Annotated in this window: 14 protein-coding genes; all 14 read left to right on the top strand. The window is 70.2% G+C overall.

What is annotated here, in order from left to right; translation table 11 throughout:
• Positions 1-43: 43 nt before the first annotated feature.
• The 14 genes from ABZW30_RS11755 (at position 44) to ABZW30_RS11690 (ending at position 21,957) form a co-directional block, all read left to right on the top strand.
• On the top strand, positions 44-2,791 hold the full coding sequence (locus tag ABZW30_RS11755; RefSeq protein WP_355670905.1) for a SpoIIE family protein phosphatase: 2,748 nt from the start codon (positions 44-46) through the stop codon (positions 2,789-2,791).
• Positions 2,792-3,244: 453 nt separating this feature from the next.
• The gene (locus ABZW30_RS11750) at positions 3,245-5,677 is read left to right on the top strand and encodes a SpoIIE family protein phosphatase (protein WP_355671066.1); all 2,433 of its coding nucleotides are present in this window, start codon (positions 3,245-3,247) and stop codon (positions 5,675-5,677) included.
• Between the two features lie 93 nt (positions 5,678-5,770).
• A complete protein-coding gene (locus ABZW30_RS11745) occupies positions 5,771-7,537 on the top strand; it encodes an ABC transporter family substrate-binding protein (RefSeq protein WP_355670904.1) in 1,767 nt (588 codons plus the stop codon).
• A gap of 273 nt (positions 7,538-7,810) precedes the next feature.
• Positions 7,811-9,715 (top strand): translational GTPase TypA, encoded by a 1,905-nt coding sequence (gene typA, locus ABZW30_RS11740; RefSeq protein ID WP_355670903.1) that lies wholly within the window; start codon positions 7,811-7,813, stop codon positions 9,713-9,715.
• 431 nt (positions 9,716-10,146) lie between these two features.
• Positions 10,147-11,790, top strand: a complete 1,644-nt coding sequence (locus ABZW30_RS11735) for an ABC transporter substrate-binding protein (protein ID WP_355670902.1) — start codon at positions 10,147-10,149, stop codon at positions 11,788-11,790.
• A gap of 141 nt (positions 11,791-11,931) precedes the next feature.
• Positions 11,932-12,858: an ABC transporter permease gene (locus ABZW30_RS11730; RefSeq protein ID WP_355670901.1), complete on the top strand. Its 927-nt coding sequence runs from the start codon at positions 11,932-11,934 to the stop codon at positions 12,856-12,858.
• Positions 12,851-13,795, top strand: a complete 945-nt coding sequence (locus ABZW30_RS11725) for an ABC transporter permease (protein ID WP_355670900.1) — start codon at positions 12,851-12,853, stop codon at positions 13,793-13,795. The genes ABZW30_RS11730 and ABZW30_RS11725 overlap by 8 nt, the downstream gene beginning before the upstream one ends.
• 19 nt (positions 13,796-13,814) lie before the next feature.
• On the top strand, positions 13,815-14,864 hold the full coding sequence (locus ABZW30_RS11720; protein ID WP_355670899.1) for an ABC transporter ATP-binding protein: 1,050 nt from the start codon (positions 13,815-13,817) through the stop codon (positions 14,862-14,864).
• Positions 14,857-15,873, top strand: a complete 1,017-nt coding sequence (locus tag ABZW30_RS11715; RefSeq protein ID WP_355670898.1) for a dipeptide ABC transporter ATP-binding protein — start codon at positions 14,857-14,859, stop codon at positions 15,871-15,873. Before ABZW30_RS11720 ends, ABZW30_RS11715 begins: the two co-directional genes overlap by 8 nt.
• A 206-nt stretch (positions 15,874-16,079) precedes the next feature.
• On the top strand, positions 16,080-17,702 hold the full coding sequence (locus ABZW30_RS11710) for an ABC transporter substrate-binding protein (protein WP_355670897.1): 1,623 nt from the start codon (positions 16,080-16,082) through the stop codon (positions 17,700-17,702).
• 130 nt (positions 17,703-17,832) lie between these two features.
• Positions 17,833-18,759, top strand: coding sequence for an ABC transporter permease (locus ABZW30_RS11705; RefSeq protein WP_355670896.1), 927 nt, complete (start codon positions 17,833-17,835; stop codon positions 18,757-18,759).
• A gap of 76 nt (positions 18,760-18,835) precedes the next feature.
• The gene (locus ABZW30_RS11700; protein WP_355671065.1) at positions 18,836-19,750 is read left to right on the top strand and encodes an ABC transporter permease; all 915 of its coding nucleotides are present in this window, start codon (positions 18,836-18,838) and stop codon (positions 19,748-19,750) included.
• Between the two features lie 16 nt (positions 19,751-19,766).
• Entirely contained in the window at positions 19,767-20,819 is a 1,053-nt protein-coding gene (locus ABZW30_RS11695; protein WP_355670895.1) for an ABC transporter ATP-binding protein, read from the top strand.
• The gene (locus ABZW30_RS11690; RefSeq protein ID WP_355670894.1) at positions 20,809-21,957 is read left to right on the top strand and encodes a dipeptide ABC transporter ATP-binding protein; all 1,149 of its coding nucleotides are present in this window, start codon (positions 20,809-20,811) and stop codon (positions 21,955-21,957) included. The genes ABZW30_RS11695 and ABZW30_RS11690 overlap by 11 nt, the downstream gene beginning before the upstream one ends.
• The last annotated feature ends 85 nt before the right edge of the window (positions 21,958-22,042 follow it).

Raw genomic sequence — 22,042 nt, 5'->3', positions numbered from 1 at the left:
AGCCGGCGACGCCGATCCCGACCCAGAGCCGGAGGCCCCGTCGGTGTCGACTACCGGGAACGGCGGCGGGGGAGCGCGGCGGGCAGGCACCGCGGGGAGCGCCTCCGCCCGCGCCCGACTGCGCCGCGCCGTCCGGCCGGCCGCCCCGCAGCCGCCGGCCGGCCGCCGCCGCGGTGGTGCCCTCGCCGGCTCCGAGGCCGCGCAGCCGGTCCGGCCTGCGCCGACCCTGGCCGTCCCCGAGCCGGGCGCCCTGCCCGGCCTGCGCAGCCGCCCCGGGCGGCCGTTCCCCGGTGGGTCCGCCGACGCCGTACGCGGCCTCGGCGCGCCGTCCGAGGGCAGTCTGCTGGACATGCTCAAGGTCGCCATCGCGATCCTGGACACCGCGGGCCGGGTGGTGCTCTGGAGCCCGGCCGCCGAGGAACTGCTCGGCTGGCCGAGCGAGCTGCTGGTCGGCCGCCGGATCGACGACCTGATCCCCGACCAGGACCAGGTCGCCCGGATCCGGGCCGCGATCCAGGACACCCTGCGCCACGGCCGCTGGGTCGGCAGCGCCGAACTGCGCGACCGGGACGGCCTGCCGGTCGCCGTGGACGCCCGGATCTCCCTCCTGGTGGACGGCGACGGCGCCCCGTTCCTGCAGGTCAACCTGGCCGAGGCGGCCGCCGTCCGGGCCGTCGAGCGGGACCTCGCGGTGCGCGACGCGCTGTTCGAGCAGTCCCCGCTGGGCATCGCCGTCCTGGACACCGACCTGCGCTACACCGCGGTCAACCAGACCCTCGCCCAGATGAACGGCGTCGCCCTGGAGGACCACGTCGGCCGCACCACCGGCGAGACCCTGCCCGAGCGGGCCGCCGACGAGATCACCGCGATCCAGCGCCAGGTGCTGGCCACCGGCGAACCGGTCATCGACGTCACGCTCGCCTCCCCGGTCACCACCCGGGCCGGCTACCGCTCGATCTCCTACAGCCGGATGACCGACCGCTCCGGCCGGGTGCTCGGCATCTCGGGCACCGTGATGGACGTGACCGAGCGCTACCGGGCGGTCGCCAAGGTCGAGCACGCCCGGCGCCGCCTCTCGCTGCTCAACGAGTTCGGCTCGCGGGTCGGCGACCTGCTCGACGCCTCCCGGATCGCCCAGGAGCTCGCCAGCTCCGTCGTCCCCCGGCTCGCCGACCACTCCGCGGTGATCCTGCTGCAGGCCGTCGCGCACGGCGACGACCTGCCCCGGCACGGCCACGACCGGCGCACCTCGCTGCTCCAGCTCGGCACCGCCTCCGTCCAGGACGGCCCCGAGGTCGAGGTGATGCTCCGGCACGGCGCCCGGATCACCTTCGCCGAGGACTCCGCCTGCGGCCGGGTGCTGCGCACCGGGGTGCCCGAGCTGCTCTCCGGCGCCGACCAGCTGGACGACGTCACCTACCCCGGCGACCCCAAGATGCAGGCCGCCCACGACCTGGGCGTGCACTCGATGCTGGTCGTCCCGCTGCGCGCCCGCGGCATCGTGATCGGCCTGCTGCTGGTCAGCCGGGCCGGCTACCGCGAGGGCTTCGACCGGGACGACCTCGCCTTCACCGTCGAACTCGCCGACCGGGCCGGCAGCTCACTGGACAACGCCCGCCTCTACGCCCGCGAGCGCACCGCCGCGCTCACCCTTCAGCGCACCCTGCTCCCGCAGCAGGTCCCGCAGCCCACCGGCGTCGAGGTCGCCTACCGGTACGTGCCCGGCAGCAGCGGCACCGAGGTCGGCGGCGACTGGTTCGACGTCATCCCGCTGCCCGGCGACCGTACCGCGCTGGTGGTCGGCGACGTGATGGGCCACGGCCTGCGGGCCGCCGCCACCATGGGCCGGCTGCGCACCGCCGTCCGGGTGCTGGCCGCCCTCGACCTGCCGCCGGACGTGCTGTTGCGGCACGTCCACGAGCTGGCCGACGACCTGGCCCAGGGCCCGGACGAGGCGCTGCTGGCCACCTGCGTCTACGCGGTCTTCGACCCGGGCACGGCGATGCTGACCGTGGCCAAGGCCGGGCACATCCCGCCGGTGCTGGTGGTGCCGGGCGAGGAGGCCGAGGAGCCGACCCGCACCGGTGGCCCGCTGCCGGGCGGCGCCGGCTGGATCCTCGACCTGCCCTCCGGCGCCCCGCTCGGCGTGGGCGGCGTTCCGTTCGAATCCGTCGAACTGAAGATCCCCGAGGGCAGCCTGCTCGCGCTGTGCACCGACGGCCTGGTCGAGTCCCGGGACAAGGACCTGGACGTCGGCCTCGGCCGGCTGATCACCGTGCTCCAGGAGCCGTACGCCTCCATCCAGGCCGCCTGCGAGGCGGTGCTCGACACCATGGAGCAGGGCCGGGAGCCGGACGACGTCGCCCTGCTGCTGGCCCGGCTCGGGCACGGCCAGGCCGGCACCCCGACGGCCGGCTGGACCCTGCCGGCCGAGCCCACCGCCGTCTCCCGGGCCCGCCGACTGGTCCGTTCCACGCTCACCGAGTGGGGCGTCGAGGACCTCACCGACACCGCCGAGCTGCTGGTCAGCGAGCTGGTCACGAACGCCGTCCGGTACGCCAGCGCCCCGATCGGGGTGCGGCTGACGCTGGGTGAGACGCTGCTGACCGAGGTCTCCGACCCGCTGCCCGACCCGCCCCGGGAGCGCCACGCGGCCGAGGCCGACGAGGGTGGCCGGGGCCTGGAGCTGGTCCACCGGCTGGCGCTGCACTGGGGCGCCCGGGCCGAGGGGATCGGCAAAGTGGTCTGGTTCGAGCTGGCGCTGCCGGGTAATGAGCCGGGCGAGTCATGATCCGAGCGGGACGCGAGTAGAACGTCGGAGCCCGAGCGGGACGCGAGTAGAACATCAGGAGAACAGTGCCGCATATGCCGTCGGGGGTCCGGGGGGAGCGCGTAGCCCGGAAGGGGGCGCGGACGTGGCATTGTGGTTGCGCGGGCGGTAGGACAAAAACCTCCGCCCGATCTGATGTTGTGATGTTGAGGGCGTGTGAACGCACCCCTCGATGATGAATACTCGGTCTTCTCGACATCCGGACGGTCGCGGGTTGGAGGGGTCGGTCCGTTGAACAGCACTCCGGCGCGGAACGCGCCGAGCAGCAGCGGTCATGCCGCTGTACCCGGGCAGGCCGGCTCCTTGCACCTGCCCGTACCGGCGGCCCCGCCGGCCACCGGGACCGGGGGCCCGGGCCGCGCCGCCCACCCCGTCGCCGAGCACCGCTCGTGGGGCGCCGGCGACCCCGGCTCGATCTACGACTACATCCGGGTCGCCACCTTCGCGATCGGCCCCGACGGGCGGATCAGCCAGTGGAGCGAGCGCGCCGCCGAGTTCTTCGGCGTCCCCGCCGCCGAGGCGGTCGGCGCCGACCCGGTCTCCACCTTCGTCCCGCGCGAACTCTGGCAGCGCGGCCGCGCCCGGCTGGAGCGCACCCTGGCCGGCGAGGAATGGGTCGGCACCACCCCCTACCGGGACGCCACCGGCGGCGAGGGCCTCGCCGAGCTCTACCTGATGCCCGACAGCGCGCTGCCCACCGCGGGTGCCACCTGCCTGGCCGTCGACCTCGGCCGCCTGCGCCGGATCGAGACCGACCTGGCCGCCTCCGAGGCCGTCTTCGGCCAGACGCCCACCGGCTTCGTGCTCTTCGACGACCGGCTGCGCCTGCAGCGGGTCAACGACGCCTTCGCCTCCGGCATGGGCCTGGTCCCCACCGACCTGGAGGGCCTCACCGCGCACGACCTCTTCCCGCCCTCCGAGGCCGACCGGCTCACCGCCGCCCTGCGCAAGGTCCTCGCCACCGGCGAGCCCGTCTTCGACCTGCGCTTCCACAGCGCCGTCCCGACCCGCGAGGGCAACCGGCTCTGGGCCGTCTCGCTGTACCGGCTCAACGGCTCGGCCGGGCAGCCGATGGGCGTGGCCGGGCAGGTCTCCGACGTCACCAGTCGGCACGTCGCCGAGCGCGAGGCCGACGGCGTGCGCCGCAACCTCGCCCTGCTCAACGAGGCCAGCGCGCACATCGGCTCCACCCTCGACCTGGAGACCACCGCCAAGGAACTCCTGGACGTCGTCGTCCCGCCGTTCTGCGACCTCGCCACCGTCGACCTCTACACCGCGCTGCTCTCCGGCGAGACCGTCCCCAGCGCCGGCCGGCCCGGCGACACCGTGCTCACCGACGGCAGCGGCGAACTGCGCCGGGTCGCCGTCTCCAGCGTGATCGGCGGCGCCTCCTCGGTGCTCGGCTCGGTCACCGGCCTGCCGATCGCCGAGGCCGGTGGCACCCTGTGTTACCCGCGCCGCTCCCCGCACGCCCGGGCGCTGCGCACCGGCCGCAGTGTCGTCCCCGAGCCCGGCCGCGACCCGCTGCTGCGCTCCACCCTGATCGTCCCGCTGGTCGCCCGGGACCAGGTGCTCGGGCTGGTCCAGCTCTCCCGGGCGATCGGCAGCGAACCCTTCGACGCCCGGGACGTGGCGATCGCCGAGGAACTCGTCGCCCGCGCCGCCGTCTGCATCGACAACGCCCGGCTCTACCGCCGCGAGCACGAGCGCGCGCTGATCCTCCAGCGCAGCCTGCTGCCCCCGGGCAACCCGGCCGCCAGCGGCCTGGAGATCGCCTGCCGCTACCTGCCCAGCAACAACAACACCGAGGTCGGCGGCGACTGGTTCGACGTCATCCCGCTTCCCGGCAGCCGCACCGCCCTGGTCATCGGCGACGTGATGGGCCGCGGCCTGCGCGCCGCCGTCGCCATGGGCCAGCTGCGCACCGCCGTCCGGACCCTGGCGATGCTCGACCTGGAGCCGGGCGAGGTGCTCACCGCCCTGGACGAGATCGCCCGCGGCCTCGGCGACGACTCCGTCCCGGCCGGCCCGCCCACCCCGTACGGCCGGCTCACCTCGACCGCCGACGAAGAGGCCCGCGAGGTCTACCTGGCCACCTGCGTCTACGCGGTCTACGACGCCGTCACCCGGCGCTGCTGGATCGCCAACGCCGGCCACCTGCCGCCCGTGCTGCTCAGCCCCGGCGAGCCCGCCCGGATGCTCGACGTGCCGCCCGGCCTGCCGCTCGGCGTCGGCGGCGAGCCCTTCGAGGAGGTCGAGCTGACCCTCCCGGACGGCGCCGTGCTCGGCCTCTACACCGACGGCCTGGTGGAGAGCCGCAAGCACCAGCTGGACGAGGGCCTGCGCGCTTTCCGGGCCGCGCTCTCCGACCCGGGCAAGGGACTGGAGGACCTCTGCGACCACGTCCTCGGCGAACTCAACCCGCACCACGGCGAGGACGACATCGCCCTGTTGATGGCCAAGGTGCACGCCTTCCCCGAGGACGCCGTCGGCAACTGGGTCCTGCCGCCCGAGCCCACCTCAGTGGCGAAGGCCCGCGAGTTGGCCTGCAGCTGGCTGCTCGCCCGGGGCCTGGAGGAGCTGGTCGACACCACCGAGCTGCTGGTCAGCGAGCTGGTCACGAACGCGCTCAAGCACGGGCGGGGCGAGATCCGGCTGCGGCTGCTGCGCGAGCGCAGCATGGTCTGCGAGGTCTGGGACGACGGCTACGCGCAGCCCCGGCAGCGGCGCGCCCAGGAGACCGACGAGGGCGGGCGAGGCCTGCAGCTGGTCAGCCTGCTGGCCGAACGCTGGGGCAGTCGGCGCACGCCCAAGGGCAAGATCGTCTGGTTCGAGCTGGCGCTGTAGTCGGTTCGGACGATGGGCCGTCCGGGTGCTGTCGCCCGGCGGCCCGCCGTGTCGGTGCGGGCCGGGCCGTCCGGGCGGCGTTCGATGGCCGCCATGCGTGTCCGCCAGTTCACCGCCGCAGCCGCCGCGCTGCTGCTCGCCGCCGGCCTCGGTGGCTGCTCCGACAGCCCCGCCCCGGTCCGTCCCCCCACCCCCACCCCCGAGCCCGTTCCCAAGGCCACCGCCTCCACCGGGGACGTCCGGCCCGCCGACCGTGTCGACATCGCGGACGGCGGGGTGCTGCGGTGGGCCGTCGACCAGGTGCCCGCCACGCTCAACGTCTACCAGCCCGCCGCGACCGCCGACTCGGCACTGCTCGCGCACGCCCTCTACCCGTCGCTGTTCCGTCCCGACGAGCACGGGCGGCCCGTCCCCGACCCGGACTACCTGGCCGGCGCCGAGTCCACCCCGCCCGGGCAGCAGCCCCAGGTCGTCACGTACCGGCTCAACCCGCAGGCCGTCTGGAGCGACGGCACCCCGCTCTCCGTCGCCGACTTCACCGCCCAGCGGGCCGCCCTCGCCCGCCTCGACCCGGCCTACGACGCCATCGACGCGATCGCCGAGGGCGCCGACCCGCGCGAGATCAAGGTCACCTTCCGGCGGCCGTACGCCGAGTGGCAGTCCCTGTTCGGGCCGCTCTACCCGGCCGCGGAGACCGCCACGGCCGCCTCGTTCAACCGGGCGCTGGTCGGCGGGGCACACCTGACCGCCGGGCCGTACACGGTGTCCCAGTACAACACCGAGGACGGGCGGGTGACGGTCGGGCGCAACCCGCGCTGGTGGGGCGACCGGCCGAAGATCGACCGGATCGACTTCCTCGCGACCCCGCCCGAGCGGCGGCTCGACGACCTCGACCAGGAACGGCTGGACATCGCCCCGCTCACGGCGGCGGTGGACCGGGCGGTGCCGGCCGCGTCGTCCGGCAGCCCCTCGGCGGCAGCGGTGCCGCCCGCCGCCGCGCCCGAGGCGGCGGCGCTCGCCCTGAAGTGGGCCGAGTCGCTGCCGGACGTCACCGTGCACCGGGCCGCCGCGCCCTCGCTCACCCAGCTCACGGTGAACGCCGCGCGGGGCCCGCTGACCGACCCGGCGCTGCGGCTCGCGCTCGGCCGGGCCGTCGACCGGCGGCGGATCGCCGAGGCCGCGCTCGGCCCGCTCGGCCTGCCCGGCGCCCCGCTCGGCAGCCACCTGCTCGCCGGGGACCAGGAGGGCTACCGCGACAACAGCGCCGCGGCCAGCCCGGCGACCGTCGCGCAGCTGCTGGACGGGGCGGGCTGGACGCGGCCGAACGGCGGCACCCGGGTCAAGGACGGCAAGGAGCTGTCGCTCTCGCTGCTCGTCCCGGCCGGCTCGGCGACCGCCAAGCGCACCGCGGACGCGCTCACCGCGAACCTCGCCGAGTCCGGCATCGCGGTGAAGCCGGTGACCGCGCCCACCGACACCTTCGTCAAGGACCACCTCGCGGCCGGGGACTTCGACCTCGCCCTCTTCTCCTGGCCGGCCGGCCCCAACCCGGCGAGCCAGCAGCGCGCCGTGTACGCCAAGCCCCGGCCGGACGCCGACGGCGCCGTCAAGTCCGGCAGCAACTACGCCCGCAGCGGCACCGAGGAGATCGACCGCCTCTTCGACCGGGCGGCCGCCGAGCTGGACCCGGCGGCCCGGCTGGACCTGCTGCAGGAAGCGGACGTCCGGATCTGGCAGCTCGGGCACTCGGTGCCGCTGTACCAGCGGCCGGACCTGGTCGGGGTCCGGACCGGGGTGGTCGGGGCCGGGGCCTGGGGCTTCGGGTGGCCGCGCTTCCAGGACATCGGCTGGAGCGGCTAGCGGCCGGGCCCGCGGGCGAACGGAGGAGTGTCGGAGCCCGACCGCCGGGTGAAGACCGCGTGACTCACCTGTGATCTTGGTCCCGCCCGACCTGCTCGTTTCCGCCCATCTGGGCGCTTCCCCGTACGATAGGAGGAAGCCGAGGCATGTCCATATGCCCGGCGGGTGGACCGGTAGTAGCAGGCGAACGGGTGGCGGCGGCCGACAGGGGTCGCAAGTGCGCGTCTCGCGGCCGGGCGCCGTAACCCACGATTCCGGGAGAATCCGCTAGGCATGCCCACGCGTAACGATATCCGTAACGTCGCCATCGTCGCCCACGTCGACCACGGCAAGACCACACTGGTCGACGCCATGCTGAAGCAGGCCGGCGCCTTCGCCGCCCACCAGCAGCTCGACGACCGCATGATGGACTCGAACGACCTGGAGCGCGAGAAGGGCATCACCATTCTCGCGAAGAACACCGCAGTCAAGTACCACCCCAAGGACGGTGGCGCGCCGATCACCATCAACATCATCGACACCCCGGGCCACGCCGACTTCGGTGGCGAGGTCGAGCGCGGTCTGTCGATGGTGGACGCGGTCGTGCTGCTGGTCGACGCCTCCGAGGGCCCGCTGCCGCAGACCCGCTTCGTGCTGCGCAAGGCGCTCGCCCAGCGCCTGCCCGTCATCCTGTGCATCAACAAGACGGACCGTCCGGACTCCCGGATCGACGAGGTCATCAACGAGACCTACGACCTGTTCCTGGACCTGGACGCGGACGAGGAGCAGATCGAGTTCCCGATCGTCTACGCCTGCGCCCGTGACGGCGTCGCCTCGCTGACCAAGCCGGAGAACGGCACCGTTCCCGCGGACAGCACCAACCTGGAGCCGTTCTTCTCCACCCTGCTGGAGCACGTCCCGGCCCCCAGCTATGACGAGGACGCGCCGCTCCAGGCCCACGTCACCAACCTGGACGCCGACAACTTCCTCGGCCGTATCGCGCTGCTGCGCGTCGAGCAGGGCGAGCTGCGCAAGGGCCAGACCGTGGCCTGGATCAAGCGCGACGGCTCGATCCAGAACGTCCGCATCTCCGAACTGCTGATGACCGAGGCGCTCACCCGCAAGCCGGCCGAGGTCGCGGGCCCCGGTGACATCTGCGCCGTCGCCGGCATCTCCGACATCATGATCGGCGAGACCCTCGCCGACCCGGAGAACCCGATCGCGCTGCCGCTGATCACGGTGGACGAGCCGGCCATCTCGATGACCATCGGCACCAACACCTCGCCGCTGGTCGGCCGGGGCGGCAGCGGTAAGGGCGCGGACGCCAAGTCCGGCGCCAAGGTGGACCGCAAGGTCACCGCCCGCCAGGTGAAGGACCGCCTGGACCGCGAGCTGATCGGTAACGTCTCGCTGCGCGTGCTGGACACCGAGCGTCCGGACGCCTGGGAGGTGCAGGGCCGCGGTGAGCTGGCGCTGGCCATCCTGATCGAGACCATGCGCCGGGAGGGCTTCGAGCTGACCGTCGGCAAGCCGCAGGTGGTCACCAAGGAGGTCAACGGCAAGACCCACGAGCCGGTCGAGCGCCTCACCGTGGACGTCCCCGAGGAGCACATGGGTGCCGTCACCCAGCTCATGGGCATCCGCAAGGGCCGGATGGACAACATGTCCAACCACGGCTCGGGCTGGGTCCGGATGGAGTTCGTCGTGCCGTCCCGCGGCCTGATCGGCTTCCGCACCGAGTTCCTCACCAACACCCGCGGCACCGGCATCGCCCACTCGATCCACGAGGGCCACGAGCCGTGGTTCGGCCAGCTGACCACCCGTAACAACGGCTCGCTGGTCGCCGACCGCGCGGGTGTGGTCACCGCCTTCGCGATGACCAACCTCCAGGAGCGCGGCGTGCTCTTCTGCGAGCCGGGCACCGAGGTGTACGAGGGCATGATCGTCGGCGAGAACTCGCGCTCCGACGACATGGACGTGAACATCACCAAGGAGAAGAAGCTCACCAACATGCGGTCCTCGACCGCCGACGTGGCCGAGTCGATCGTCCCGCCGCGCAAGCTCTCGCTGGAGCAGTCGCTGGAGTTCTGCCGCGAGGACGAGTGCATCGAGGTGACCCCGGAGACGGTTCGCATCCGTAAGGTCGTCCTCGACCAGAAGGACCGCGGTCGTACTGCCTCGCGCGCCAAGAAGGCGTGATCCGGACGCCCTGACGGCCATTGGCCGGATTGTTTCGCCCCCCTTTCCGATTGGAGAGGGGGGCGAACTTTTTCAACTACTCCAAGTTGTCGGGGCCGGTATTAACGGAATAACGCTCATCACACCCGAGTGTCCGCTGAGCGGACGCGACGGTTCGTCATGCATGACGACTGTCCGTTTGGTACCTGTCTGGCTATGTCTTAAATGTCCGGTTTTCGAAACTTACCGACTGTTCATGTGACCTAATTGAGATCGTCACTGGTCACTTTCGTGTCCGTGCGTGACGGATAGTGGAGCCAGTCAGGCTCGGGTCAAGGGTGAACGCGCAGGGGTGCGCGCCGAAACCGCGAGCGCGGACGGCATTGCGGCTCCGGTGACAACCGTTCCGCGGTGCCCTCCTCGTTGAAACGTCGAATTCAGGAGGCACACCGATGCGCGGTGCGAGCCAGGCCAAGTGGGTTGTCGCAGCTGTTGCTGTCGCCCTTGCCGCGACTGCTTGTAGCAGTGGCAGCAGCTCCTCCGGGGGCAGCTCGGACAGTGGCGCGGCCAACGCCGCGGGCGTCTTCAGCTACCAGAGCGGGGAGCCGCAGAACCCGCTCCAGCCGGCCAATGCCAACGAGACCATCGGCGGCCGTGTCATCAAGAACCTCTTCACGGGGCTCGTCGACTACGATCCCGCGACCGGCGCGCTGCGCAACCAGGTGGCCGACAAGATCGAGACCACCGACGCCAAGAACTACACCGTCACGCTGAAGTCCGGCTGGACTTTCCACGACGGCACCCCGGTCACCGCCGCGTCCTTCGTGAAGGCGTGGAACTGGTCGGCCAACGTCAAGAACAACCAGATCAACTCGTCCTGGTTCTCCGACATCGTCGGCTACGACGCCGTCCACCCGGAGAAGGGTGACCCGACCGGCACCGAGATGTCCGGCCTGAAGATCGTCGACGACACCCACTTCACCATCGAGCTGACCAGCCCGGTCTCGTACTTCACGTACAAGCTCGGCTACTCGGCCTTCTCCCCGCTGCCCGAGGGCTTCTTCAAGGACCCGGCCGGCTACGGCGAGAAGCCGGTCGGCAACGGCCCCTACCAGTTCGTCTCGTGGGAGCACAACAAGGCCATCACCGTGAAGGCCTACGACAAGTACACGGGCAGCAACAAGCCGAAGAACGGTGGCATCGTCTTCCGCAACTACGCCACCGGCGAGGCCGCGTACAAGGACCTGATGTCCGACACCCTGGACGTCCTGGACCAGGTCGACTCGACCGACCTGCCGAAGTTCAAGGACGACCTGGGCAAGCGCGCCGTCGACCAGCCGCAGGGCGCCATCCAGAACATCTCGTTCGCGCTGTACAACGCGGACTGGGCCTCCCTGGACAAGGACAAGGCCGCCAAGATCCGCCAGGGCATCTCGATGGCGATCGACCGCGACACCATCACCAAGACCGTCCTGAACGGCAACCGCCAGGCCGCCGACGCGTTCGTGGCGCCCGGCGTCATGGGCTACAAGGCCGGCACCTGCGGCGACGCCTGCAAGTTCGACCCGGCGAAGGCCAAGCAGCTCATCACCGAGAACGGTGGCGTCCCCGGCGGCAAGATCAGCATCATGTACAACTCCGACGGCAGCCACAAGGAGTGGGTGGACGCGGTCTGCAACTCGATCCGGCAGAGCACCGGCGTCGAGTGCCTCGGTGACCCGAAGCCGGACTTCAAGACCGTCCGCAACCTCGTCACCAAGCAGCAGGTCCCGAGCATGATGCGGACCGGCTGGCAGCAGGACTACCCGCTGAACGCCAACTTCCTGCGTGACGTCTACGGCACCGGTGCGTCCTCCAACGACTCCCACTACTCCAGCCCGGAGTTCGACAACCTGGCCAAGCAGGCCGACGCCGCCACCTCGGTCGAGAAGACCGCCGAGCTGTACCAGCAGGCTGAGGCCGTTCTGGCCAAGGACATGCCGTCCATCCCGCTCTGGTACTACAAGACCAGCTCCGGCTACTCCAACAAGGTCCAGAACGTGAAGTTCGACTCCTTCGGCGACCCGGTCTTCACCGACGTCGAGGTCAAGAAGTAATCGGTCGGCACCGCCTGACCCGGTGCGAACGGCCGGTGCCCGTCCCATCCCCACAAGGGCGAGGACTGGTACCGGCCGTTGGCACGCCGACTTATCTCTTGCTGGGTTGACGGGCCCAGCAGAGCCATACATGGAGGCACGATGGGGCGTTTTGTCGCGAGGCGACTGCTCCAGATGATCCCGGTCTTCCTCGGAACGACCTTGCTCATCTTTGTGATGGTGCACGCGCTGCCGGGCGACCCGGTGGCAGCGTTGTGGGGCGAAAAGGCGCCGGACCCGGCCCAGCTTGCCGCCCGGAAGCACCAGCTGGGCTTGGACAAACCTATGCTCCAGCAGTACTTCGACTACATGAGCGGCATGTTCACCGGGGACTTCGGGAAGACCCTGGCCGGGCGGCCCGTGCTCGATGTGATCACTGAGGCGCTGCCGGTCACCATCCGGCTGGCGCTGTTCGCGTTCGCCATCGAGATCGTGCTGGGCATCGGCATCGGCCTGTTCGCCGGTCTGCGTCGCGGCAAGGCGTTCGACAAGGGCGCCCTGGTCATCACCCTGCTGCTGATCTCGATCCCGGTGCCGGTGCTCGGCTTCATCTTCCAGACGGTCTTCGCGGACGATCTGAAGTGGGTCACGCCGACCGTCCAGGACTCGAACGACATCACCCAGCTGATGCTGCCGGCCTTCGTGCTGGGCTCGCTGTCGCTGGCCTACGTCGCGCGTCTCACCCGTACCTCCATAGCCGAGAACATCAAGGCCGACTACGTGCGCACCGCGGTGGCCAAGGGCCTGCCGCGGCGCAAGGTGATCGGCACCCACCTGCTGCGCAACTCGCTGATCCCGGTGATCACCTTCCTCGGCACCGACCTCGGCGCCCTGATGGGCGGCGCGATCGTCACCGAGGGCATCTTCAACGTCAAGGGTGTCGGCAACGCGCTCTACCACGCGATCAACCTGAAGGAGGGCTCGACGGTCTCCGGCTTCGTGGCCTTCCTGGTGCTCGTGTACCTGGCCGCCGGCCTGATCGTCGACCTGCTTTACGCGGTCCTGGACCCGAGGATCCGTTATGCCTGACCTGACCGAGAAGAAGACGGCCGAGGAGATCCCGGCCCAGAGCGCCGCGGCCACCGCGGCGGCCAAGCCGGAGAAGGCCCGCAGCCTCGGCTCTGACGCCTGGCACGACCTGCGCCGCAAGCCGATCTTCGTGATCTCCGCGCTGCTGATCCTGCTGCTGGTGGTCATCGCGATCGCCCCGGGCCTGTTCACCTCGGTGGACCCGCGGGCCGGCGACCTGCGCCTGCACTACCTGACGAAGCCGAACTACAGCCACTTCTTCGAGCCGGACTGGTTCGGTTACGACCTCCAGGGCCGCAGCATCTACGCCCGCGTCATCTACGGCGCCCGCGCCTCGGTCGTGGTCGGCATCTGCGTCACCCTGGGTGTGACCATCCTCGGTGGCCTGACCGGTATGATCGCCGGCTACTTCGGCGGCTGGATCGACACGATCATCTCCCGCATCACCGACATCTTCTTCGGCATCCCGCTGCTGCTCGGCTCGCTGGTGATCCTCAACGCCTTCACCTCGCGCACCGTGTGGAGCGTGGTCTTCGCGCTGGTCGCCCTGGGCTGGACCCAGATGACCCGTGTCATGCGCGGTGCGGTGATCACGGTCAAGCAGTCCGACTTCGTGACCGCCGCCAAGGCGCTCGGTGCCGGTACCAACCGAATCCTGTTCAAGCACATCCTGCCGAACGCGATCGCCCCGGTGATCGTGGTCGCGACCATCGCGCTCGGCGGTTACATCGCCACCGAGGCGACGCTGAGCTTCCTCGGCATCGGTCTGCAGGACCCGACCATCTCCTGGGGTATCGACATCAACTCGGCCCAGAAGGTGATCCGTACGGCGCCGTTCGCCCTGTTCTTCCCCGCCGGCATGCTGAGCCTGACCGTGCTGGCCTTCATCATGCTCGGCGACGCGGTGCGCGACGCCCTCGACCCGAAGCTCCGCTGAGAGAAGAGGTGACGACCCGATGACCACCGTGATCGAGAACAACCAGAAGAGCGACCGTCTCGAAGTCGGAACCCCGCTCCTGGAGGTCAAGGACCTCCACGTGGAGTTCCACACCCGGGACGGGATCGCCAAGGCCGTGAACGGCGTCAACTACTCCGTCGCGGCCGGCGAGACCCTCGCCGTGCTCGGCGAGTCCGGCTCCGGCAAGTCCGTGACGGCGCAGACCATCATGGGCATCCTGGACATGCCTCCGGGCAAGGTGACCCAGGGCCAGATCCTGTACCGCGGTCAGGACATGCTCAAGATGAGCAACGAGGAGCGGCGGAAGATCCGCGGCCGGAAGATCGCGATGATCTTCCAGGACGCGCTGTCCGCCCTCAACCCCGTGCTCAGCGTGGGCTACCAGCTCGGCGAGATGTTCCGGGTGCACCAGGGCGCCTCCAAGGCCGAGGCCAAGGCCAAGGCCATCGAGCTGATGGACCGGGTGCGCATCCCCGCTGCCAAGCAGCGCGTGAACGACTACCCGCACCAGTTCTCCGGCGGTATGCGCCAGCGCATCATGATCGCCATGGCGCTCTCGCTGCAGCCCGACCTGATCATCGCCGACGAGCCCACCACCGCCCTGGACGTGACCGTCCAGGCCCAGGTGATGGACCTGCTCGCGGAGCTGCAGGCCGAGTACAACATGGGCCTGATCCTGATCACCCACGACCTCGGCGTGGTCGCCGACGTCGCGGACAAGATCGCCGTGATGTACGCGGGCCGGATCGTCGAGACCGCCCCGGTGCACGACCTGTACGCGAACCCCGCGCACCCGTACACCAAGGGCCTGCTCCGCTCGATCCCGCGCCTGGACCAGAAGGGCCAGGAGCTGTACGCGATCAAGGGCCTGCCCCCGAACCTGCTGAAGGTCCCGGCCGGCTGCGCGTTCAACCCCCGCTGCGATGTCGCCACCGACCTGTGCCGCACGGAGATCCCGGCGCTGCACCACGTGACCGACAAGGACGGCGAGGAGCTCACCGGCCGCCGCAGCGCGTGCCACCTTTGGAAGGAGACCCTCCATGGCTGAGAACATCCTGGAGGTCAAGGACCTGGTCAAGCACTACCCGCTGACCCAGGGCGTCCTGTTCAAGAAGCAGGTCGGCGCGGTCAAGGCCGTCGACGGCATCAGCTTCGACCTGAAGAAGGGTGAGACGCTCGGCATCGTCGGCGAGTCCGGCTGTGGCAAGTCCACGCTGGCCAAGGTGCTGATGAACCTGGAGCGGGCCACCTCCGGCCAGGTGCTGTTCAAGGGCGAGGACATCTCCAAGCTGGGCGGCGCGGCCCTCAAGGCCGTCCGCCGGAACATCCAGATGGTGTTCCAGGACCCGTACACCTCGCTGAACCCACGCATGACGGTCGGCGACATCATCGGGGAGCCGTTCGAGATCCACCCGGAGGTGGCGCCGAAGGGTGACCGCCGCAAGGCCGTCCAGGACCTGCTGGACGTCGTGGGTCTGAACCCGGAGTACATCAACCGGTACCCGCACCAGTTCTCCGGCGGTCAGCGCCAGCGCATCGGCATCGCCCGCGGCCTCGCGCTCAAGCCCGAGATCATCATCTGCGACGAGCCGGTCTCCGCCCTGGACGTGTCCGTCCAGGCGCAGGTGATCAACCTGCTGGAGCAGCTGCAGGGCGAGTTCGGCCTGTCGTACATGTTCATCGCGCACGACCTCTCCATCGTCCGGCACATCTCCGACCGCGTCGGCGTGATGTACCTGGGCAAGATGGTCGAGATCGGCACCGACGAGCAGATCTACGACAACGCCACCCACCCGTACACCCAGGCGCTGCTGTCCGCGGTGCCGGTGCCGGACCCGACGGCGCGCGAGTCCCGGGACCGGATCATCCTCAGCGGCGACATCCCCTCGCCGGCCAACCCGCCGTCCGGCTGCCGCTTCCGCACCCGCTGCTGGAAGGCGGAGGACCGCTGCGCGGAGGAGATCCCGCTGCTGGCGATCCCGACCACGCTGGAGGGCCCGGCCGCCCACGAGTCGGCCTGCCACTTCGCCGAGGTCCGGGAGTCGGCCGCGGCCTGACCTCCCCCGGCGTCCCAGGAAGGGCCCGCGGCTTCGGCCGCGGGCCCTTCCGGCATTTCTTTTAATCCGGCATTTCTTTTAATCCGGCGCTGCGTCAACTCCGCAGGGGGAGCGGTACCCGTCCGGGTGCACCCGACTCGCGCCGTCGCCGGGGCGCGCTTCTCATGGGGTGTGATGCGACACACACCCCATGAGGAGGGACCGTCATGCCCGTAGCCGCCCGTGCTCGCCTGGTCCTCGCCGCTGCGACGTCCGTGGTCCTGGTGGCCACCGGGTGCAGCAGTGGCGGTGGCGGCGGTACCAGTTCGTCGAACGCCACCAAGACCTTCAGCTACCAGAGCAGTGAGCCGCAGAACCCGCTGCAGCCCGCCAATGCGAACGAGGTCGGCGGTGGTCGCATCATCCAGAACCTCTTCAAGGGGCTGGTGGACTACGACCCCAGCAACGCCAAGCTCCGGATGCAGGTCGCCGACAAGATCGACACCAGCGACTCGCAGACCTTCAACGTCACCCTGAAGTCCGGCTGGAAGTTCCACGACGGAACCCCGGTGCAAGCCCAGAACTTCGTGAACGCCTGGAACTGGGGCGCCAACCCGGCCAACGCCCAGATCAACAGCTCCTGGTTCTCCGACATCGAGGGCTACCAGGACGTCCACCCGGCCAGCGGGAAGCCGACCACGGACAAGATGTCCGGGCTGACCGTCACCGACGCCCAGCACTTCACCGTCAAGCTGAGCCACAAGGTCTCGTACTTCGAGTACAAGCTCGGCTACATCGCCTTCTCGCCGCTGCCGGACGGCTTCTTCAAGGACCCGACCGGGTACGGGCAGAAGCCGGTGGGCAACGGCCCGTACCAGTTCGTCAGCTGGTCGCACAACACCGAGGTGGTCACCAAGTCCTTCCCGGACTACCAGGGCGTGGACAAGCCGAAGAACGGCGGCATCGTCTTCAAGATGTACACCACGTCCGAGGCCGCCTACGCCGACCTGCAGTCCAACAACCTGGACGTGATGGACCAGGTGCCGCCGTCCGCGCTGGCCACGTACAAGACCGACCTCGGCAACCGGGCGATCGACGCCCCGCAGGGCGCGATCCAGAACATCGGCTTCACGCTCTACCAGGCCGACTGGTCCGCGCCGGAAAGGGCCAAGGTGCGCCAGGGCCTGTCGATGGCGATCGACCGCGACGTCATCACCAAGACCGTGCTGCAGGGCTCCCGCAAACCGGCCAGCGCCTGGGTGGCGGAGGGCGTCGAGGGCTACAAGGAGGGCGCCTGCGGCGACTTCTGCAAGTTCGACGTCGCCAAGGCCAAGCAGCTGATCCAGGAGGGCGGAGGCGTCCCCGGCAACAAGCTGCTGATCACCTACAACTCGGACGGCGGCCACAAGGAGTGGGTCGACGCGGTCTGCAACTCGATCCGGCAGGGCACCGGCGTGGACTGCCTGGGCGACCCGAAGCCCGACTTCAAGACCGCCCGTCAGGCCATCACCCAGCACCAGCTCGACGGCGCCTTCCGCACCGGCTGGGTGCAGGACTACCCGCTGAACGCCAACTTCCTCGCCGACGTGTACCGCACCGGCGCCGCCTCCAACGACACCGGCTACAGCAACCCGCAGTTCGACCAGCTGTCGACCCAGGCCGACGCGGCCCCCAGCGTCGCCGATTCGACGACCGGCTACCAGAAGGCCGAGGCCGTGCTGCCGAGCGGCATGCCGACCATCCCGCTCTGGTACTACCGCACCAACTCGGGCTACTCGACCAAGGTGCAGAACGTGCAGTTCGACTCCTTCGGCAACCCGGCCTGGACCCAGGTCGAGGTCAAGGGCTGATCTCCTGGGCCCGCCCGGCGGTGGGCCCGAACCCCCGGGCCGGCCCCGCCCTCCCCGCGCGGAGGGCGGGGCCCGGTCTCCCGGCCGACCGGCCGCAGCCGGTCGGGCACCTCGAAAGGAGGAGGCCCGGATGGGCAGTTACGTACTGCGGCGGGTGCTGCAGATGATCCCGGTGTTCTTCGGCACCACGCTGCTGATCTTCCTGATGGTCTACACGCTGCCGGGTGACCCGGTGGTCGCGCTGTTCGGCGAGAAGGCCGCCGACCCGGCCGTGGTGGCCAGCATCAAGCACAAGTACTACCTGGACCAGCCGGTCTGGAAGCAGTACCTGCACTACATGGGGAACCTCTTCCAGGGCGACTTCGGCACCAGCTTCACGGGCCGCCCGGTCTCCGACATCATGGCCGACGCCTTCCCGGTCACCATCCGGCTGGCGCTGCTGGCCTTCACCTTCGAGGTGGTCCTGGGCCTCGCCTTCGGCCTGCTCTCGGGCCTGCGGCGCGGCAGCGTCCAGGACACCCTGGTGCTCCTCCTCACCCTGGTGGTGATCTCGATCCCGGTCTTCGTGCTGGCGTACATCGCGCAGACGATCTTCGCCACGAACCTCGGCTGGGTGACACCGACGGTGCAGGACTCCACGGACCTCTCCCAGCTGCTCCTGCCCGCGATCGTGCTGGGTTCGCTCTCGCTCGCGTTCGTGGCCCGGCTCACCCGGACCTCCATCGGCGAGAACCTGCGGGCCGACTACATGCGCACGGCGGTCGCCAAGGGCCTGCCCGGGCGCACCATCGTCTCCCGCCACCTGCTGCGCAACTCGTTGATCCCGGTGATCACCTTCCTCGGCACCGACCTCGGCGCGCTGATGGGCGGCGCGATCGTCACCGAGGGCATCTTCAACGTGCAGGGCGTCGGCAACGTCCTGTACCGGGCGATCAACACGAAGGAAGGCCCGACCGTGGTCGGCATCGTGACCGTCCTAGTGATCATCTACCTGGTCGCCAGCCTGCTCGTCGACCTGCTCTACGCGGTCCTGGACCCGAGGATCCGCTATGCCTGACATCCACGACGAGGACTCGTACGAGCCGCACCCCAAGCCCGGCGTCTCGCACCTCGACTACGCCGGGGAGCAAGGCATGGCGGTCGAGCAGGGGACCCTGGTCGAGCGCGACGTGGAGAAGCGTGAGGAGGCCCGGAGCCTGTGGGCCGACGCCTGGCGGGACCTGCGCCGGCGGCCGATCTTCCTGCTCTCGGTCGCACTGATCGTGCTGCTGGTGCTCGTGGCGATCTTCCCCTGGGCCTTCACCGACGCCAACCCACGCAAGGCCGATCTGGTGCACGACTACCTCAAGCGGCCGGACTGGACGGACTTCTTCGGCGCCGGCTGGTTCGGCTACGACGCGCAGGGCCGCTCGATCTACGCCCGGGTGGTGTACGGCGCCCGCGCCTCGATCACCGTCGGCATCTTCGTGACCGCCGCGGTCACCGTGCTCGGCGGGCTGACCGGCATGATCGCCGGGTACTTCGGCGGCGGCGTGGACGCGGTGATCTCCCGGATCATCGACATCTTCTTCGGCATCCCGCTGCTGCTCGGCGCCCTGGTGCTGTTGAACGCGTTCACCGTCCGCACGGTGTGGACCGTGGTCCTCGCGCTGGCCGTGCTCGGCTGGACCCAGATCGCCCGCGTCATGCGTGGCGCGGTGCTGACCGTCAAACAGGCCGACTACGTGGCGGCGGGGCGGGCGCTCGGCGCCGGGACGGGGCGGCTGATGTTCCGGCACATCCTGCCGAACGCGGTCGCCCCGGTGATCGTGGTGGCGACCATCGCGCTCGGCGGCTACATCGCGACCGAGGCGACGCTGAGCTTCCTCGGCATCGGCCTGCAGGAGCCGACCATCTCCTGGGGCATCGACATCTCCTCCGCCCAGAAGGTGATCCGGACGGCCCCGTACGTGCTGTTCTTCCCGGCCGCGGCGCTCTCCGTCACCGTGCTGGCCTTCATCATGATGGGCGACGCGGTGCGCGACGCCCTCGACCCGAAGCTTCGCTGAGCGAGGGGAGCGCATCGTGACTACAGCTGTGGACACCACCAAGCGCGAGCGGGAGGCGCCGTACGAGGGGCCGCTGCTCGACGTACGGGACCTGCACGTCGAGTTCGTCACCCGGGACGGCGTGGCCCGGGCCGTCAACGGGGTCAACTACAGCGTCCGGGCGGGGGAGACGCTGGCGGTGCTGGGCGAGTCCGGCTCCGGCAAGTCGGTGACGGCGCAGGCGATCATGGGCATCCTGGACATGCCGCCTGCCCGCATCCCGCGCGGCGAGATCCGCTTCCGCGGCCAGGACATGCTGAAGATGGGCAAGGACGAGCGGCGGAGGATCCGCGGCCAGCGGATCGCGATGATCTTCCAGGACGCGCTGTCCGCCCTCAACCCGGTGCTCAACGTGGGTTTCCAGCTCGGCGAGATGTTCCGGGCCCACAGGGGCGTCTCCCGCGCGGAGGCCAAGGCGAAGGCCGTCGAGCTGATGGAGCGGGTACGCATCCCGGCGGCCAAGCAACGGGTGAACGACTACCCGCACCAGTTCTCCGGCGGTATGCGCCAGCGCATCATGATCGCGATGGCGCTGGCCCTGGAGCCGGACCTGATCATCGCGGACGAGCCCACCACCGCCCTGGACGTGACGGTGCAGGCCCAGGTGATGGACCTGCTGGCCGAACTCCAGGCCGAGTTCCACATGGGGCTCATCCTGATCACCCACGACCTCGGCGTGGTCGCCGACGTCGCGGACAAGATCGCGGTGATGTACGCGGGCCGGATCGTCGAGACCGCCCCGGTGCACGAGCTCTACGCCCGGCCCGCACACCCGTACACCAGGGGGCTGCTGGACTCGATTCCGCGGCTGGACCAGAAGGGCCAGGAGCTCTACGCCATCAAGGGCCTGCCGCCCAACCTGCTGCGGATCCCCGCGGGCTGCGCGTTCAACCCGCGCTGCCCCCGGGCGCAGGACATCTGCCGGGCCGAGGTGCCGGAGCTCTTCCCGGTCGCCGAGGAGGACGGCACGCCGCTGGAGGGGCGCGGCAGCGCCTGCTTCTTCTGGAAGGAGACCCTCCATGACCGGTAACGGGGCTAGCGCACTGGGCGCGGTGGTGCCGGAGGAGGCCGCGTTCAACCAGGAGGTGCCGCGCGGCGAGCCGATCCTCGAGGTGCGGGAGCTGGTCAAGCACTTCCCGCTCACCAAGGGCGTGCTGTTCAAGAAGCAGGTCGGCGCGGTCAAGGCGGTGGACGGGGTCAGCTTCGACCTGATGCAGGGCGAGACGCTCGGCATCGTCGGCGAGTCCGGCTGCGGGAAGTCCACGCTGGCCAAGGTGCTGATGAACCTGGAACCGGCCACCGGCGGCTCGGTCCGGTACAAGGGGGAGGAGATCTCCTGGTTGTCCGGCTCCGCGCTGAAGGCCGTCCGGCGCAACATCCAGATGGTGTTCCAGGACCCGTACACCTCGCTCAACCCGCGGATGACGGTCGGCGACATCATCGGTGAGCCGTTCGAGATCCACCCGGAGGTGGCGCCGAAGGGCGACCGCCGCAAGGCCGTCCAGGACCTGCTGGACGTGGTCGGGCTCAACCCCGAGTACATCAACCGGTATCCGCACCAGTTCTCCGGCGGCCAGCGCCAGCGCATCGGCATCGCACGGGGGTTGGCGCTCAAGCCGGAGATCATCATCTGTGACGAGCCGGTCTCGGCGCTGGACGTGTCGGTGCAGGCGCAGGTGATCAACCTGCTGGAACAGCTGCAGGGCGAGTTCAACCTGTCGTACATGTTCATCGCGCACGACCTCTCCATCGTCCGGCACATCTCGGACCGGGTGGGGGTGATGTACCTGGGGAAGATGGTCGAGATCGGCAGCGACGCGGAGATCTACGACCACGCGACCCACCCGTACACCCAGGCGCTGCTGTCCGCCGTACCGGTGCCGGACCCGACGGCGCGCGAGTCCCGGGACCGGATCGTGCTCACCGGGGACGTGCCCTCGCCGGCCAACCCGCCGTCGGGGTGCCGGTTCCGGACCCGGTGCTGGAAGGCGCAGGAGCGCTGCGCGGTGGAGATCCCGCTGCTCGCCGCACCGAGCTGGCTGAAGGGTGCGGCCTTCCACGCCTCGGCTTGCCATTTCGCCGCGGAGCGCGAGATCGGGCGGAGTGCGGCGGAGCGCGAGAACGGGCAGGACGCCGCCGAGCGGGAGGACGGGCCGGGCGGCAGCTGACCCGGTCGTCCTCAGGGCGCGTCCTCGGAGCGAGGGCGCGCCCTGTGCCGTGATGGAACCGAGATCTGCCGTGCTCTCCCCAAGT

The sequence above is a fragment of the Kitasatospora sp. NPDC004669 genome (assembly GCF_040609455.1).
GTDB lineage: Bacteria > Actinomycetota > Actinomycetes > Streptomycetales > Streptomycetaceae > Kitasatospora.
Note: the sequence above shows the minus strand (reverse complement) of the source record. Positions and strands in the feature narration are given on the sequence as shown.

What these genes read in the sequence shown, in the direction of transcription:
- ABZW30_RS11745 (WP_355670904.1), top strand. Translation starts at nt 5,771, where the DNA reads ATGCGTGTCCGCCAGTTCACCGCCGCAGCCGCCGCGCTGCTGCTCGCC.
- typA (WP_355670903.1), top strand. Translation starts at nt 7,811, where the DNA reads ATGCCCACGCGTAACGATATCCGTAACGTCGCCATCGTCGCCCACGTC.
- ABZW30_RS11735 (WP_355670902.1), top strand. Translation starts at nt 10,147, where the DNA reads ATGCGCGGTGCGAGCCAGGCCAAGTGGGTTGTCGCAGCTGTTGCTGTC.
- ABZW30_RS11730 (WP_355670901.1), top strand. Translation starts at nt 11,932, where the DNA reads ATGGGGCGTTTTGTCGCGAGGCGACTGCTCCAGATGATCCCGGTCTTC.
- ABZW30_RS11725 (WP_355670900.1), top strand. Translation starts at nt 12,851, where the DNA reads ATGCCTGACCTGACCGAGAAGAAGACGGCCGAGGAGATCCCGGCCCAG.
- ABZW30_RS11720 (WP_355670899.1), top strand. Translation starts at nt 13,815, where the DNA reads ATGACCACCGTGATCGAGAACAACCAGAAGAGCGACCGTCTCGAAGTC.
- ABZW30_RS11715 (WP_355670898.1), top strand. Translation starts at nt 14,857, where the DNA reads ATGGCTGAGAACATCCTGGAGGTCAAGGACCTGGTCAAGCACTACCCG.
- ABZW30_RS11710 (WP_355670897.1), top strand. Translation starts at nt 16,080, where the DNA reads ATGCCCGTAGCCGCCCGTGCTCGCCTGGTCCTCGCCGCTGCGACGTCC.
- ABZW30_RS11705 (WP_355670896.1), top strand. Translation starts at nt 17,833, where the DNA reads ATGGGCAGTTACGTACTGCGGCGGGTGCTGCAGATGATCCCGGTGTTC.
- ABZW30_RS11700 (WP_355671065.1), top strand. Translation starts at nt 18,836, where the DNA reads ATGGCGGTCGAGCAGGGGACCCTGGTCGAGCGCGACGTGGAGAAGCGT.
- ABZW30_RS11690 (WP_355670894.1), top strand. Translation starts at nt 20,809, where the DNA reads ATGACCGGTAACGGGGCTAGCGCACTGGGCGCGGTGGTGCCGGAGGAG.